The organism is Microbulbifer mixtoriginis (SeqCode), assembly GCF_052467705.1.
In genome coordinates this window covers 2371052-2386581 of sequence record NZ_CP174322.1, presented here as the reverse complement: position 1 = coordinate 2386581, position 15530 = coordinate 2371052, and the positions used below count along the sequence as shown (strand labels likewise).

Annotated in this window: 14 protein-coding genes; 7 read left to right on the top strand and 7 right to left on the bottom strand. The window is 49.2% G+C overall.

All coding sequences use genetic code 11. The features are described 5' to 3' along the window. Window positions 1-105: 105 nt before the first annotated feature. Complete coding sequence (locus tag ACJJIB_RS10620; protein ID WP_252085690.1) at window positions 106-756, bottom strand: TetR/AcrR family transcriptional regulator; 651 nt, start codon at window positions 754-756, stop codon at window positions 106-108. Window positions 757-971: 215 nt separating this feature from the next. On the opposite strand from ACJJIB_RS10620, the gene ACJJIB_RS10615 reads away from it, so the two are divergent. The 6 genes from ACJJIB_RS10615 to ACJJIB_RS10590 all read left to right on the top strand — a co-directional run bounded on the left by ACJJIB_RS10615 (window position 972) and on the right by ACJJIB_RS10590 (window position 8734). Next, window positions 972-1865 carry an SDR family oxidoreductase gene (locus ACJJIB_RS10615; RefSeq protein ID WP_444888864.1) on the top strand — a complete coding sequence of 298 codons (894 nt, stop codon included), beginning with the start codon at window positions 972-974 and terminating at the stop codon, window positions 1863-1865. Then, a complete protein-coding gene (locus ACJJIB_RS10610; protein WP_444888863.1) occupies window positions 1865-3472 on the top strand; it encodes an acyl-CoA carboxylase subunit beta in 1608 nt (535 codons plus the stop codon). Before ACJJIB_RS10615 ends, ACJJIB_RS10610 begins: the two co-directional genes overlap by 1 nt. An 83-nt stretch (window positions 3473-3555) precedes the next feature. Then, window positions 3556-4722, top strand: a complete 1167-nt coding sequence (locus ACJJIB_RS10605) for an acyl-CoA dehydrogenase family protein (protein WP_444888862.1) — start codon at window positions 3556-3558, stop codon at window positions 4720-4722. A 9-nt stretch (window positions 4723-4731) separates the two neighbouring features. Next, window positions 4732-5535: an enoyl-CoA hydratase/isomerase family protein gene (locus ACJJIB_RS10600; protein ID WP_444888861.1), complete on the top strand. Its 804-nt coding sequence runs from the start codon at window positions 4732-4734 to the stop codon at window positions 5533-5535. Further along, window positions 5535-7559, top strand: coding sequence for an acetyl/propionyl/methylcrotonyl-CoA carboxylase subunit alpha (locus tag ACJJIB_RS10595; protein WP_444888860.1), 2025 nt, complete (start codon window positions 5535-5537; stop codon window positions 7557-7559). Before ACJJIB_RS10600 ends, ACJJIB_RS10595 begins: the two co-directional genes overlap by 1 nt. Window positions 7560-7570: 11 nt before the next feature. Further along, the gene (locus tag ACJJIB_RS10590; protein ID WP_444888859.1) at window positions 7571-8734 is read left to right on the top strand and encodes an acyl-CoA dehydrogenase family protein; all 1164 of its coding nucleotides are present in this window, start codon (window positions 7571-7573) and stop codon (window positions 8732-8734) included. An 84-nt stretch (window positions 8735-8818) separates the two neighbouring features. On the opposite strand, the gene ACJJIB_RS10585 is transcribed toward ACJJIB_RS10590, so the two are convergent. Continuing rightward, a complete protein-coding gene (locus tag ACJJIB_RS10585) occupies window positions 8819-10501 on the bottom strand; it encodes a DUF885 domain-containing protein (protein WP_444888858.1) in 1683 nt (560 codons plus the stop codon). Window positions 10502-11514: 1013 nt separating this feature from the next. Here ACJJIB_RS10585 and ACJJIB_RS10580 point away from each other — a divergent pair. After that, window positions 11515-12147 carry a YrbL family protein gene (locus tag ACJJIB_RS10580; RefSeq protein WP_444888857.1) on the top strand — a complete coding sequence of 211 codons (633 nt, stop codon included), beginning with the start codon at window positions 11515-11517 and terminating at the stop codon, window positions 12145-12147. 178 nt (window positions 12148-12325) lie between these two features. On the opposite strand, the gene ACJJIB_RS10575 is transcribed toward ACJJIB_RS10580, so the two are convergent. The 5 genes from ACJJIB_RS10575 to ACJJIB_RS10555 all read right to left on the bottom strand — a co-directional run bounded on the left by ACJJIB_RS10575 (window position 12326) and on the right by ACJJIB_RS10555 (window position 15520). Continuing rightward, entirely contained in the window at window positions 12326-12766 is a 441-nt protein-coding gene (locus ACJJIB_RS10575) for a hypothetical protein (protein WP_444888856.1), read from the bottom strand. Between the two features lie 93 nt (window positions 12767-12859). Then, window positions 12860-13306 carry a GNAT family N-acetyltransferase gene (locus ACJJIB_RS10570; protein WP_444888855.1) on the bottom strand — a complete coding sequence of 149 codons (447 nt, stop codon included), beginning with the start codon at window positions 13304-13306 and terminating at the stop codon, window positions 12860-12862. A gap of 50 nt (window positions 13307-13356) precedes the next feature. Continuing rightward, a complete protein-coding gene (locus tag ACJJIB_RS10565) occupies window positions 13357-13818 on the bottom strand; it encodes a GNAT family N-acetyltransferase (RefSeq protein WP_444888854.1) in 462 nt (153 codons plus the stop codon). 170 nt (window positions 13819-13988) lie between these two features. Then, a complete protein-coding gene (gene ybaK, locus ACJJIB_RS10560; protein WP_444885158.1) occupies window positions 13989-14456 on the bottom strand; it encodes a Cys-tRNA(Pro) deacylase in 468 nt (155 codons plus the stop codon). Window positions 14457-14866: 410 nt separating this feature from the next. Continuing rightward, entirely contained in the window at window positions 14867-15520 is a 654-nt protein-coding gene (locus tag ACJJIB_RS10555) for a hypothetical protein (RefSeq protein WP_444888853.1), read from the bottom strand. Window positions 15521-15530 lie beyond the last annotated feature (10 nt).

The window sequence follows — 15530 nt, the reverse complement described above, 5'->3', positions numbered from 1 at the left end:
GCGCACCAGTTCTCAGGAAATTCTTCAAAAGAGAGAAATTGGCAGGAAAGGTGGCAAAGTGCACAGTTTTAACGGCACCCTGCCAGTAACTCGTATTGTTAACGCTTAGGATTTGGGCGCGAAGATTTGATAGGCCCGATCGGCGAGCTCGGGAATGGTCAATCCATTTTCCCTAGCTTTAAACCAGCTGTAGGTATGGCTCAATGCACCAACCATAAGTCGGCGCACCACTGTAGCATCCCCACCTGGGCAACGGGCGGAATTAATCGCATCCAGCCATATTTGCTCGTACTCATCGCGCAGCAACAACACCTCTTTCTGGCTTTTATCTGACAAACTACGCCACTCCATTACCAAGATGGAAAAGCCCGGCACCGCCCGCTCGTGAATCGCCTCAAGCTCAGACTGAATACAGGCCCGCAGTCTTTCCTGAGGTGACGCGGCCTGCTCCACCGCACTACGCATACGAGCACTGGCGAAAATAGTTACCTCCTTCATCACCTCGCAGAGAATCTGCTCTTTGCTGGAGAAGTGATGAAAAATACTGCCAGACAGAATGCCCACTTCCGCCGCCAGGTCTCGCACAGTAGTACGTGAAAAGCCCTTTTGCTCAAACAGGCGCGCGGCAGCATTGAGCAATCGCCCCCGCGGGGAGGCCGGGTCTGTAAGCTCTCCTGCCTTTACCAGGGTTCCAATCAGTTGCTGTGGCGACATAGCACCTTGCACCTCTACCACCACTTGTGCGCCCTCTTGCACGAAACACTCCCAATTCTTTGCTTTCTTTTTTGCTTTGTTTTGCAGACTAATCGGCAACCTAACAATCACACAATCAAAAAGGCGCCAACTCTTGAATACCAAGCGCTTGCTTGGTAGCGTTGAGCTATTCTGCGTTTTCCCACACGCAGGCGCAAGCGCCAACAAGAACAATAAAAACTGAATAGGCCTTAAAGGCCCAAGAAAAGGAAACTTTCATGCGCTATCAAAGCCAGCTGCGTTCAGGCAGCTTTAGCGAGCAAACCTATATCGTCACCGGCGGCGGCAGTGGTATTGGCCGTTGTATCGCACACGAACTGGCCAGCCTCGGCGCCCATGTTGTATTGATTGGGCGCAAATTGGACAAGCTGGAAAGGGTTGCCGGTGAAATCAATAACGATGGTGGTGAGTGCAGTTTGTTCAGCCTGGATATTCGCGATGAAGAGGGTGTCCAGGAAACGGTTGGGCAAATTGTCCAGGCCCGAGGCCAAATTCATGGGCTGGTGAACAATGCCGGTGGCCAGTTCCCCTCCCCCCTTGAGCAGATCAACACAAAAGGCTTCGATGCTGTTGTACGCAGTAACCTGCTCGGTGGATTCTTAATGTCCCGCGAAGTTTTTGTGCAGTCGATGAAACAACATGGCGGCAGTATCGTAAATATCACCGCAGATAACGCCGGCGGCATGCCAATGATGGGCCACTCCGGTGCCGCTCGCGCAGGCATGGAAAATATTACCGAAACCGCTGCATTGGAGTGGGCGCCATTTGGCGTTCGAGTTAACGCCGTGGCGCCAGGCTATATTCTTTCCAGCGGCTTTGATACTTACGACCCCAAATTCCTGCGCGAGCTACTACCGGGCTTCCGTAACAGTATCCCCCTCTACCGATTGGGAGAGGAAGCGGAAGTTAGCGGGGCCGTGTGCTTCCTACTTTCCGATGCGGCCAGCTATATCACCGGACAAACGCTGCGTATCGATGGTGGCTCCAGCCTCAAGCACCACTCTCCTCTTTGGCAGCCACAAGCCGCGAACAACTCTAAACGCTTTAACGGATTCCATCGCAAACGCCGGCCTCAAGTTGTGGAAGAGTTGGAAGCGGAGGGCAAGCTCTAATGCAGCCGATTGATTCCCAGCTCGACAACCGCTCGGCAGAATTCAATGACAACCAAGCTGCCATGCTCGAGCAGATCAACCAGTTTCGTGAAGCTGAGCAACGTCCGGTTCAAGCTGAAAAAAGTAAGGCTGCCCGCTATCGTGAACGGGGCTGGCTGCTGCCACGGGAGCGCCTTAATTTGCTCCTCGACCCCGGCGCCCCTTTTGTCGAACTGTGCTCCCTCGCCGGCTATAAATTGTTTGACGACCAGGACGGTACCGGTGCAGGTGGCGGTGCCATTTGCGGCATCGGTCAAATCAGTGGTCGACGCTGTATGGTGCGGGTTGATAACTATGCCGTAAAAGGCGGCACCATCTCACCAGCCGGGATGGATAAAGCCCTGCGAATGCAGCGGATCGCTCTGGAAAATCATTTGCCGGTAGTCGCCCTGGCGCAAAGTGGTGGCGCCAACCTGATGTACGCCAGCGACACTTTTGCTCCCGGTGGGCGGGGTTTTGCCAACCAGGCGCGAATGTCCGCCGCCGGTATTCCGCAAGTAACCGTGGTACACGGCGGCGCTACTGCCGGCGGCGCCTACCAGCCGGGCCTGTCAGATTATGTCGTTATGGTGCGAGGGCAAACCGGCATGTACCTGGCTGGGCCGCCGCTACTAAAAGCAGCCACCGGTGAAATTGCCGATGCGGAAAGCCTCGGCGGGGCGGAAATGCACTGTACCGAATCCGGCAGTGGCGATTACTTAGCAGAGAACGACGCCGATGGTATTCGCATAGCAAGAGAGATTGTTGCCGCCCTACCCTCACCCATTAAAAACTCAGTACAAATAGATTACCGGGACCCACTACACCCTATCGACGACCTGCTCGGCCTGATTCCAGCAGACAGTAAAAAGCCTTACGACGTGCGCGAAATACTGGCTCGTATCGCCGACGGCTCCGCCATGCTGGATTTTAAGCCGGAATTCGATCGACAAACCGTGTGCGGCCATATTCGTATCGAAGGCTTCCCTGTGGGAATTATTGGGAATAATGGCCCGATCACCCCCAAGGGCGCCAACAAGGCCGCGCAGTTTATTCAGTTGTGCGAACAGAGTGGCACGCCACTGCTGTTTTTGCATAACACCACCGGGTTTATGGTGGGTACCGAGGTGGAGCGCAACGGCATCATCAAGCACGGCGCCAAAATGATTCAGGCCGTGGCCAATGCCAGCGTACCAAAACTCAGCATTGTCGTAGGCGGCTCCTATGGGGCCGGCAACTACGCCATGTGCGGTCGCGGATTCGATCCCCGCTTTATTTTTGCCTGGCCCAATTCCCGCACCGCAGTGATGGGCGCAGCCCAGGCCGGCAAGGTAATGCGCATCGTCACCGAGCAGAAAATGCAACGCAGCGGCAATGTGAATGAGGCGGTATTAAACAAATTGGAAAACGACACCAGCGCATTTATGCAGGGCAATTCCGATGCTCTCGCCTGCAGTGCGCGCCTCTGGGATGACGGCATTATCGATCCCCGCGATACGCGCAAACTTTTAGGTATGTTGTTAGAAGTTTGCAATGAGGCCGAACAGAGCAAACTCAACAAAAATACCTTTGGCGTAGCTAGGTTTTAATTCGAAAAAACTGGGCAACAAGGAAGTGCAGTTGCTCATTTACACCATCACCGGGTTCACACTTCAAGGCAGGGAAAATAATAATGATATTTAGCGATCAACACCGGGAACTGCAGCGCACCGTACAAAACTTTGTACAGCAGGAAATCAATCCCAACGTGGCCGAATGGGAAAAGGCCGGCCGCTTTCCCATCCGCGAAATTTTCCAACAACTGGCCGGTCTGGGCCTGCTAGGTATCAGCAAGTCCACAGACTTCGGTGGCCTAGGTCTCGACTTCAGTTATGAAACCGTTTTCCTGGAGGAGCTGGGCGGAGCCCACTGTGGGGGCGTGCCTCTGTCGATTTCGGTACAGACTTCCATGTGTACCCCTGCCCTGGCCAACTTCGGCAGCCAGGATCTCAAAGAGCAGTTCCTGATTCCCGCCGTGAACGGAGAGATGATCGGCGCAATCGCCGTATCCGAACCCGGCGCCGGTTCCGATGTTGCCTCAATTAAAACCACTGCCAAAAGCGATGGCGACGACTATGTGATCAACGGCAGCAAGATGTGGATCACCAACGCCCCCTGCGCAGACTTTTTCTGCACCCTGGTGAATACCAGTGAGGGCAAAGCCCACAGCAACAAATCCCTAATCATTATTCCGGCAAAAACGCCAGGGGTACGCATCGGCGAAAAGCTCGACAAACTGGGCATGCGCTCATCAGAAACCGCCCCTATCTTTTTTGACAATGTGCGAGTGCCCAAACATTTCCGCATCGGCGATGAGGGTGCCGGCTTCCTGCTGCAGATGCTGCAATTCCAGGAAGAGCGCCTCGCCGGCGCCGCACTTAATTTAAAGGGCCTGGAAAACTGCGTGAGCAGCACCATCGACTATGTGCGCGAACGTCAGGCCTTTAAAGCACCATTGATCGACAATCAAACCATTCACTTTGCCCTCGCGGAAATGCAGACCGAGGTGGAATGCCTGCGCTCAATAACCTGGCGTGCCGTGGAAGCCTATGTAGCCGGTGAAGATGTCACTACCCTCGCCTCTATGGCCAAGCTCAAGGCTGGCCGCCTGTCCCGCTCTATTCCCGATCAGTGCCTGCAGTTCTGGGGTGGCATGGGCTATATCGAGGAAACCGTTATCAACCGCGCTTACCGGGATAGCCGCCTCACCGCTATCGGTGGCGGTGCCGATGAAGTAATGCTCGGCATTATCTGTAAGCTGATGGGCATACTGCCCGGCAAGCGTAAACCCAACGCATAAGGTCAGGCTATGCAGACAATTATTAATGAGACCATCGGCATCGCCTGCCATCTCACCCTAAACCGGCCACAACAGCGCAACGCCATCAGTTTGCAAATGGTAGATGAGCTTCTGCAAAAGCTCGCAGAAGCGGAAGAAGATCCGCAGGTGCGAGCGTTGGTACTGCGGGGCGCAGAACACCATTTCTGCGCCGGTGGTGATATTGCCGATATGCTCAATGCGCAACAGGGCGCGAGTAATGGTAATAGCGATGCGTTCTTCCACCTCAACCGCCGTTTCGGCGAATTGATGGAGCGATTTAATCGCACCCCCCTGGTGGTCATTGCGGTATTGGAAGGTGCCGTAATGGGCGGTGGTTTCGGGCTCGCTTGCAGTGCCGATATTGCCATCGCCGATCGCAGTTGCCGCTTTGCCCTGCCAGAAACCCGCCTGGGTTTACCGCCTGCACAAATTGCTCCCTTTGTCGTGGCACGGGTCGGCCTCTCCCAGGCCCGACGCCTGGCCCTCAGCGGAGCCAAAGTCAATGCACAGCAGGCATTGGAAATTGGGTTAATCCACCAGTTACTCGATAATTCCGAGGCCCTCGAAGGCGCGCTGCAGGAACACCTGGGCGCGATCAATGCCTGCGCTCCCGGCGCCCTGGCAACGACCAAGCAGATCTTGCTGGATGCAGCGCGGGTGAGCGATGAGACTGCCCTCGGCCAACTACTCGACGGCGCTGCACAACAGTTTTCCCGCGCAATTCAAGGCCATGAAGGGCGCGAAGGCGCCCGTGCATTTCTGGAAAAACGATCACCGGAGTGGCAGCACTGATGTCGACAACAGAGACCCTGTTAATCGCCAACCGCGGCGAGATCGCACTGCGAATTATGCGTACTGCCCGGGCGGAGGGCTATCGCACAGTCGCCGTCTACAGCGATGCGGACTGCGATGCACTTCACGCACAGACTGCCGATATCGCCGTCGCCATTGGAGGGCAGACTTCGGCGGAGTCCTATCTGGATATCCAGAAAATTCTCGACGCGGCTAAAAAATCCGGAGCCACCGCCGTCCACCCCGGCTACGGCTTTCTCGCTGAGAATGCGGAATTTGCCAGCGCTTGCGAAGAAAATGGACTGAGTTTTGTTGGCCCGAGTGCCGAAGTCATAGAACTAATGGGCAACAAACGCAAAGCCAAGGAGTTTGTTGCCGCTGCCGGCGTACCCTGTATTCCCGGCTTCCAGGGTGCCCAGGACGACGACACCCTGATCGCCGAGGCACGGCGCATTGGCTTCCCGTTAATGATCAAAGCCGCCGCAGGCGGTGGTGGGCGCGGCATGCGCCTGGCTCACGGAGACAGGGAACTGGCCTCCCAGTTGCGCGCCGCCCGCAGTGAATCCATGAGTGCATTCGGCAGCGACGAATTAATTCTGGAAAAGGCACTGGTCAACGCTCGCCATATCGAAATCCAGGTATTTGCGGATCGTCATGGCAACTGTATTCACCTGGGGGAGCGAGATTGCTCCGTACAACGACGCCATCAAAAAGTGGTCGAAGAGTGCCCTTCCCCAGCGGTCGACACCCAGCTGCGGGAAAGAATGGGGCAAGCCGCGGTCGACGCCGCGCGAGCCTGCGGTTATCTAGGCGCGGGCACCGTAGAGTTTCTACTCTGCCCCAACGACGAATTCTATTTCCTGGAAATGAACACCCGCTTGCAAGTAGAGCACCCGGTAACAGAAATGGTAACCGGTTTTGACCTGGTAGCTTGGCAACTGGCAGTAGCACGCGGCGAAGCCCTATGCGTTTCCCAGCAGCAAGTCACCCAGCATGGCCACGCCATTGAAGTCCGCCTGTATGCCGAAGATCCGGAACAACAATTCCTGCCCCAGGCCGGAAAAGTGCTCCACTGGAAGGCGCCAAAGGGGCAAGGAATCCGTATCGACCACGCCTTGAAAAGTGGCTGCGAAATTACGCCATTTTACGACCCTATGCTCGGCAAATTAATTGCCTGGGGACAGGATCGAGAAGAAGCTCGGCGCAAGCTAACCCAATCCCTAAGCCAGCTAGAATTTATCGGCCCTAAAAACAATATCCATTTCCTGCAGAAGATCCTGGCCGAATCACGGTTTATCGCTGGCGATGCCGATACCAGTTTTCTCGACCAAAACAGCACGCTGACATCCGCAGAAGCGGTTCCAGCAGTAGTTGCAGCCCAAGCCGCATTACTGAATCACTTGCACCAAGCCAACCCTCAGGATCGACGCAGCGGCCGCAGTGACTGGCGCAGTGGCGACAACAGCGTGCCGACCAACTACCGACTGGAAATTTCAGGGCAAACTCTAAACTGTGAGCTGCTGGCGTTAGTAGATAATTCTTATCAAATCTCAGTAGGCAACCAGCAGTTCCTGATTCAGTGGGTCCATTTTGAGAAATCACAAAAAGAAAGTGGAGTTTACAGTGCTGAACTCCTGCTGGATGGCGTTAGCCAAAAGAGACTGCTCCTAGCCAACCAAAGCAATCTGCATCTCCTGTTAGACGGCAGGCAATTTCATTTTGTCGATATCACCCACGCCCCAGCCAAATCGAGCCTTAACGAAGGCAGTGGCCGCATCACCGCTCCTATGGACGGTTGCCTGGTGCAGGTATTGGTTGAGCCCAATCAAAGAGTTCAGCGGGGAGACACTATCGCCTTAATGGAGGCCATGAAAATGGAGCACGCCCTGCGCGCAGACCGTGACGGTACCGTAATTAAACTGGGCGCCTGTGAAGGAGACCAGGTACGCGGTGGCCAGCTGTTAGTTCAAATCGAAGCTGCTCCCACGGAAACCGCCAAAATTCCCAGTGACGCTACTTCCTAAAGGAGATCAGCATGTACGATATTGATGCCTCCCGTATGGCAAGCCCCTTTTATGACGAAGGCCATCAGGAATGGCGCACCCAGTTACGCCGCTTTGTCGACCGTGAGATTACTCCCCACATCACACAATGGGACGAAGACGGCCAACTGCCCGCTGAACTTTGGAAAAAAGCGGCAGAAGTTGGCCTTCTGCAGATGAGTTATCCGGAAAACTACGGCGGCATCGAAACCGATGTCTTCCATATGATTGTTGCCGCAGAGGAGTTAGCCCGCCCCGGCGCTGGTGGCCTCTACGCCAGCCTAATGGTCCACGGCATTGCCCTGCCCCCATTACTGCACTATGGCAGCGAGGCCCTAAAAGATCAGGTTATTCCCTCGGTATTACGTGGTGATAAGCATATTTCCCTGGCAATTACCGAACCAGGCGCAGGCTCCGATGTAGCCAATCTCCAGTGCCGCGCAGAGCGTGATGGGGATGGCTATATCGTTACCGGCGAAAAGACCTATATCACTGGCGGCATGCGCGCTAACTGGTTTACTGCTGCCGTGCGCACTGGTGAAGAAGGCTTCGGCGGTATCTCCCTGCTCTTAATCCCTGCGGATGCCAAAGGGGTAAGCCGGCAGCTACTCGATAAAAAGCAGGGCTGGTGGTGCTCTGATACGGCCAGTATCTTTTTTGATCAGGTGCGCGTGCCCGCGAGCAATCTAATTGGCGGTGAGAACCAAGGTTTCTTACCCATAGTGCACAACTTCAATCGCGAGCGCCTGGGCATTGCCGCCTCTTGTGTAGAATTCAGCCGGGTCTGTTTGCAAGATGCCATTGAGTGGGCCCAAGAGCGCCAAACTTTCGGAAAGCGCCTCGCCAATCACCAGGTGATTCGACACAAGTTTGCCCAGATGCTTCAACGCATCAATGCCACCCAAGCCTATCTGGACCTCTGCGCCTGGGCGGAGCAACAGCATCAGCTCAAGGTAGCCGATATCGCTCTACTCAAAGTCCAAGCCACAGAAACCCTTGAATTCTGCGCCCGGGAAGCGATGCAGGTGTTAGGTGGCGCAGGCTATATGCGTGGCAGTCGGATTGAGCGTATCTATCGTGAAGTGCGGGTGAATGCGATTGGTGGCGGATCTGAAGAAATAATGCGGGATCTGGCTTCCAGGCAGATGGGAATTTAGAGGAGCAGGATAAAAGCCTCTTGCTAAGCCTATTTATAACTCAGTCCCGCATGGGTGTGGGACTGAGTTAGTAAAGATCCTAAATTAACCTTTCTTCTTTTTTTCGATAAAGTCCCTTACCTGTTCACTCAGTACGGCCATAGGGACATTGCCATTTCTCAGAATAATCTCATGGAAGTCCTTAATATCGAAGTCCTCACCCAGTTCATTCTGCATCAGTTCTCGCAAGGCGAAAATCTCGAGGGCACCAGAATCATAAGAGGTAAGCTGGGCGGGCATTACTGCCATTCGGTCCATTAGAGTACTCGGGCCTTTCGCAAATGAAGCGCCAGAATCCTGCAAAAACTCCGCAACTTTTTCATCACTCCAACCGAGTACATGCATTGCGCTATCCGCTACCATACCTCGGGCAGGCCAAGCACGCCTAAGGATTTTGGTGGACCCGTACTGATACATCCCAGCTTCTTCCGCTAGATGTTCAGAGTACCTGCCCCAACCTTCAGCAAAAGCAGAGTTAGACAAGGCATCTTCTATTTTATGAAACTTTTCCTGCTCTTGAACGAGAGCAATTTGCATATGATGGCCCGGGTATCCTTCATGGATAGTTACCTTCTCTGCAGAAGCGTATGACTCATCCTGATAGGTTGTCGGGTCATATCCAAATCTTGCCTTTCGCTCCTTAGTGCCCGGAATATAGTGTGCACTGCGACCAGAACCCTGCTCATGTTCAGGGATGGCCTTCACTTCCATTTCGATCAAAGGCATTTCATGGAAAAAGTCTACGGTTAAATCTCTAGACTTATCGACCAAGCGCTCAAAAAACTGATGCATTTCATCAGCGCTGTTAAATTTCTGAGTTTTATCTTCACTGGCCCTTGCCACTGCCTCAGAATAGGAATCTACTTGATAGAACTCCTTGCCTAAGCGAACCACTTCGCTCTTGTTTGCGTTGACAGCACTTAAACCCAACTCAAAAACTTCTTCTGGTGTTCTCTGCAATGTCGTATAAGAACGATACTGAGCCATATAGCATTCACGGCCATTTGGAATCGCATGGATGCCAAGCTCGGCTCTGGCTTCAGGTAAATAGGTGGATTCTAGAAAATTCTTATAATTCACCATTGAGGGGATAACGTGATCTGAAAGTACCTGTTTAAATGCTGCCTCAAATTCCGGGTCCTTAGCTTTCTTCGCTAAACCCAGGAAAGGATGCTCATCAATGGGTACTTGGGTCAAACCATCAACTTGCTGAATGACTCTCTTAACCACACTCTGAGGTGCGGAGTAGCCTTGCTCCAACCCACGGCGGAGATTGGCTATTTCTTGCTCATAGTAACGAGCCGCGTCAAGCCAACGCTCAATCGCATCTGCCCTGTCTTGGGCAGTTTCAACCGGCTGAACCTCCGTCAAAAATCCAAGTATGATATGGGGGCCAAACATATGATCAACAGACCAGAGTTCAGTCTTACAGACCCTTAAGCCAACATTCGACTCCAATCGCTCTTTCAGCTTGAAGTAGAACACTTTCTCTTGATCACTTTTTAGCCCGTTCAAATCTATTTCAGCCAATTTACTGAGAATTTTGTCCTCAGAGGCCGCTAGAGAGGCAGAGTTCGCGGGGGAGTTACTTAAGAAAAGGTTGTGTCTCTCCAGCTCCATATCGGAGAAGTAAGCATATGGTTGGAAATTTTCTAAATATACTTCGGCATACTGATCCGCTAAGCTATAGAGTAACACCGAATCGTCAACGGTTTTCTTATCAGTCACACCAGTCTTATTATCGGCAACAGAGCACCCCATAAGAACCGATGAAACTACCAATGCACCTAAACCCGCTCTCTTTACATTAATCATTCTTATAAGACCGCAACATAAAATTAACTAAAAAGGCTTCTAAAAAGAAAACTTCAATTTTCTGTTTTATAGTAAGCACTGAAATAAAATGAGTTTCAACACCCCAAATACGAAGTATCGGCGAAGCGAGGGTATTGATAGATAAACCCCAAAGATAAAACATATGACTCTTTTGGTTGATAGAGTCAATAGTGGAGAGAAATAGTCATTAGGCTTCGGTTAGACTGTTTCACGTGTTTGAAAATTTAAGATAGAAAATCATCGCAGTAAATGATAAAGAGCATAAGTTAATCTTTAAAAAAATCGAGCATTATCAGATTTCATTAAACCTAAAGAAAATACTTCTATTCTTCACCGGCAATAGGTATGCCCACATAGCCATTAACGGCAGCTTTCCAAAAAATAGCACCCTCAGCACACATATAACCTCAATTCAATTTATAAAAACACATTCCTTCAAACGAGCTGCATAGCGCACTCTATTACTTTCTCAAATCAGATTTTTCGGTTATTTTTCGTGCACGCAGCACCAGTGGCCTCCATGGCCAGCCCTTACGGTGCTTGCAGAGCCATTCATACTCAGCATTGCGACTGTTTGAAAGGTTTAGACACCCCTGCAAAGCCACATCTTGATTTAAAGGCCAGAGGTATCAAGAAATTATTCAGAGACTCTCTTAGTCTCCAGAAAAATACATCTACTCACTCCCTAACTACCAATTGCTAAACCACCGTACCTATACAAATAAAGTCCACTAGAATTTACAGCCAGTATCAGCACAGCAGTTAAACCCATTTTCTCTCAACTAACATTTCGCAAGAGAAAAAGTAAATATTAACTATAATTAAGTAGTCATTCCCTTTGATCAGCTACCAAGCCTCAAAGTGGAATACAAAATAAAAAAAACTAGTTTTCTTGAGCAAGCACTATGGATATGCAGTTAAGGTTAGACCAAGCCATCGCAAAGGGAAATGAGAAGCTAGTATTTCCTCACCCGGAATCAGATGATCTCCTTATTAAAGTAATCAGTGATCAGTTTAGAAGAACAATGGATTACAAGTTTTCCATCTCCACTCGGCTACGCCGACTTACTTACTATTGGCCATACATAAAGGAGGTTTCCGAGCACATCTATTTGCGCGAAGGTAAGGTAAAAGATACGCACTTTGTACAAGAATTTAAAGGATTTGTGGATACTAACTTAGGGCTGGGGATTACTGTAAGAGCCGTTAAAAAACGTACTGGAGAGTTAGCTGATACTCTTCATAAATTGATCACCAGTCAGGAGTTCAACCAGAAGCATATTGACGGCCTTATTGACCTAATAAAATGGTTAGAGCAGACCTTTATTGTCGTTCGTGACTTACGTACGGTTAATATTGTATGGAATGAGATTAATAGCCATTTTGTGGTTATCGACGGCATTGGTAGCCGCAGACTCCCTTCTCTACGAACGATATCCCGCTTATATAACCAGAGGGCTAACCGCAGGTGCACAGCCAAATTACGTAGACTCGTTAACAAAGAACTTAAAAAATCAGGGTATGAGTTGCTCTTTTAGAGATACATCCAACCCCATATATCCTCTTCTTTGAGATGACAAAGTTATGTTGGCTACATCAGATATTAATATAAAACTTCTAGAAACTACTTCTATTTTGATCAAAAGGATCATGCAAATTAAGCGATGCTTTAGGTTCTTACTGTTGTATTTTTAGTAACAATTCTTGACAGCTTGGTTAGGCCTCGCTGGATAAACGCTCCCATGACTGAAGCAAGCCTAGCAAGTAGGTTACACCTAAAGTAAAGCACAATGCTGAACTAACAAGCCAAAAGGTTAATGAGTTATCTGGAAAAGCCGGCATTATAAAGTAAAAACCGAGCGCCCTCACAAGCAACACTAGAGATATAAGTGTAAGCCCTGTGCGTAATAATGGGAGTCTGAGTATATGGCCAGCCCCGGAAAAAGCATACGCAGACCAAACTAGCAAAACACTCACAATAATCCCTGTAACTATTGTAGGATAAGAATCTCCAGCTTCAGCCATTTGAGCCATTGCCTCTCCGGCACCTAAAAATCGATACCATTCCGCACCAAACAGAATACAACCAACATGCAACCCTGTAATGATCAGAGTAAGTATTCCCGCCAATCCCAAATAATTAAGCCTACCAGTCATATTTGATTCCTTAGAAAGAGCTAGCCCAGCGCCTGGTAAAGCTAGGGCAACCTCTGGGAGCCCTGTAGGGTCGGAGTATTAAGCATCAAGATGCTAACACTTCTTATTTGAACAAACCATTTCGATAGCCTGCACCGGCGTACCATTGTATTCAGCAGTGAACTCTGTAGTTGTTTCAAATCCAACCTTTTGATAAAACTTGATTGCAGGCCAATTAGATTTTGCAACGAACAACTTAGCTTGGCCACTGATCTTTGTTAGCAGAAACTCAAGTATCGACTTCCCTACCCCTTCCCCTCTGGCACTCGGGCATACAAACAGAGCTCGAATTTCTTGCTGGAACATTGCGCCATAGCCAAGAATTGTTTCATCTTCGTAGACGTAAATATCTGACTCCCTTAGCGCTGACAGCCTCTTCGCATCTTTTTCCAACGGTAGAAACTCAAATTCCACAGCTTCAAATCTAAGCTCATCTAACTTAGAGAGAGTATAGATCTCCAAGATTCTTGGAAAGTCTGTAGCAATGAACGTTCGAATCATCCTGAATACTAAATTTTCTAGTGTCTATCAACATTGATTTTTGAACAATGTTATTTCAACTTAATTTTATACGTTGTAAATTTACTGCCATATATTTCAGATTCATAAATATCCTCAGCGATTTTCTCCAAGAACTTATAAATAGGACGAGTGTGATGGAAGTTGACTAATACCTCATCATGATTAAGCTCCCGCGCCCACCTCATTAGATCTTGAAACACTATTCTACCTACCCCCCAAAACTGGTCATCAATGACAATCGCGATCTCATACTTTCCACATTCTTGTTGAATCCCACACCAACCAGCTAATTCATCATCAACAATAATGGCTCTAACTCTACAACCTGCTTCTTTATCTACCTCTATTTTTGAATGGATCCATTCTGTTACTGTTTTAAGTGTAAATATCTCATGCTCAATCAAATGCTTTCTTGTCTTATGGCCATTTAATATAGGCAGAATTTTGTGCGGATTAACCTCGCTAAATTTTAGATATTCGATAGCTTTCATAGTATTTTCAGCTTTATTGTTCGCAATGGTGTATCAACCCCCATTACCAGCACATCCCTTGTGTAGTTTCAAACGTATGGAACTGCTAAGTTTATCCCTTGAAAGTTTGTATTTTGATCATAATCACCCCCCCCTACTAATTTAATCACTCAATACAATTAGATATGGAATTACTGACATATTTCAGAAAAAACTCCGCTGACAAGACTTGCTAAGTCATCAGGAGCCAGCTCTATTTCAAGCCCCCTGCGGCCCGCACTAATATAAATCGTAGCGTTATTTCTAGCCGAAGAATCAATGATGGTTTTAAGTCGCCTTTTTTGACCTAATGGGCTAACACCTCCTAACACATAACCAGTTGATCTTTCTACATCTGATTTTGGAGCCATTGTGGCTTTCTTAGCGCCAGCAGATTTTGCTAAGAGCTTCATACTGAGCATTGATGAAACAGGAATTATCCCAACGGCCAGCTCTTTGTTTTCCAGGCTAACAACTAGTGTTTTGAAGACCCTAGACTCGGGCACCCCCAATTTTTCAGCAGCCTCCAATCCGTATGATTCACTCGATGAATCATGCGTGTATTCATGTACTTTATGAGAGATTTTAGCCTTCTTGGCCATAGAAATTGCTGGTGTCATTTTACTCCTGAGCCTCTAATATCCGTAACTGGGGCGACAGGTAAGTAGCATTACTTTCTCATTGAAAACCAAAGGTCTCTACAACCTATTAGTGTTTATGCCTTGCCATACCTTATCCATTAGTCACCATAACAGATTGCAGCTCTCAAACGAATGTAGCAATCGAAATCTGATAATGTAAATATGAAGAAATCTATAGAACCCTGACCAATTAGTTTAGAGTAGAATTTTTACGGCAGAGAAGGTTTTCATAGATACCAAAGGAACCCCCCCGCTAAGTTTCTTCCCTAATCTTTTAGATTCAGCCCTTACATTGCCTGAAATTTCATACAGCCCAATGCTGAAAATTCGCATCAGGTATTCCTAGTGCAGCACATAAGCGAAATAAAGCTGCGATTACTAATTTTATATTAAGAGGACTGATTGATGCGTGGTATCGCCCAACGTACAACCCCTGCAATCCATAGAAACCCTATAAGGCCTCCTAGATAAACATTCATAGTTCCCCCCGGGGCTATAAAGCCTTTGTGACCGAATACAGTAATCGTCTCAATTGCCTGCTCTACAAAGAAAATGATACTGAGCCATGTAAGCCAACGCGGGATCTCAACATATTTATCAAACCCTACAACAAGGAAAGCTACCGCCATCGAAGTTGTTGACCCATTCACCAAAGGTCCCCAATAAGAAGATATGTCAAAGAGTGTGCGAGCAACTGCAGGCTCTAATCCTTCAGGATGCAGTGCCAATCCTGCCCATAGCCAAGCCTGTACCTGGGCAGTGATGGCAAACCCTAGTACACCTGCCAGAAAGATATACCTACTCGGCTTTGGTAACAGAGCTGAAACCTGCCCACCAAAGATAGCGAGGCCAAGAGAAAAGAAAGCGGCTGTCCAAGCATAAAATCGAGCATTCGATCCATTATTTAAAAACCAATGGACTATTTGCTCACCACTAGAATCGATAGTTGGATACGAGCTGCCTAATGCGACAAAACCAGCCACATAAAATGCACAAGTAATCAATATATTTATCAGTAAAATTTTTGACGGTTTTATGCTCATATAGGGCAGC

What these genes read in the sequence shown, in the direction of transcription:
- ACJJIB_RS10615 (WP_444888864.1), top strand. Translation starts at nt 972, where the DNA reads ATGCGCTATCAAAGCCAGCTGCGTTCAGGCAGCTTTAGCGAGCAAACC.
- ACJJIB_RS10610 (WP_444888863.1), top strand. Translation starts at nt 1,865, where the DNA reads ATGCAGCCGATTGATTCCCAGCTCGACAACCGCTCGGCAGAATTCAAT.
- ACJJIB_RS10605 (WP_444888862.1), top strand. Translation starts at nt 3,556, where the DNA reads ATGATATTTAGCGATCAACACCGGGAACTGCAGCGCACCGTACAAAAC.
- ACJJIB_RS10600 (WP_444888861.1), top strand. Translation starts at nt 4,732, where the DNA reads ATGCAGACAATTATTAATGAGACCATCGGCATCGCCTGCCATCTCACC.
- ACJJIB_RS10595 (WP_444888860.1), top strand. Translation starts at nt 5,535, where the DNA reads ATGTCGACAACAGAGACCCTGTTAATCGCCAACCGCGGCGAGATCGCA.
- ACJJIB_RS10590 (WP_444888859.1), top strand. Translation starts at nt 7,571, where the DNA reads ATGTACGATATTGATGCCTCCCGTATGGCAAGCCCCTTTTATGACGAA.
- ACJJIB_RS10580 (WP_444888857.1), top strand. Translation starts at nt 11,515, where the DNA reads ATGGATATGCAGTTAAGGTTAGACCAAGCCATCGCAAAGGGAAATGAG.
- ACJJIB_RS10575 (WP_444888856.1), bottom strand. Translation starts at nt 12,766, where the DNA reads ATGACTGGTAGGCTTAATTATTTGGGATTGGCGGGAATACTTACTCTG.
- ACJJIB_RS10570 (WP_444888855.1), bottom strand. Translation starts at nt 13,306, where the DNA reads ATGATTCGAACGTTCATTGCTACAGACTTTCCAAGAATCTTGGAGATC.
- ACJJIB_RS10565 (WP_444888854.1), bottom strand. Translation starts at nt 13,818, where the DNA reads ATGAAAGCTATCGAATATCTAAAATTTAGCGAGGTTAATCCGCACAAA.
- ybaK (WP_444885158.1), bottom strand. Translation starts at nt 14,456, where the DNA reads ATGACACCAGCAATTTCTATGGCCAAGAAGGCTAAAATCTCTCATAAA.
- ACJJIB_RS10555 (WP_444888853.1), bottom strand. Translation starts at nt 15,520, where the DNA reads ATGAGCATAAAACCGTCAAAAATTTTACTGATAAATATATTGATTACT.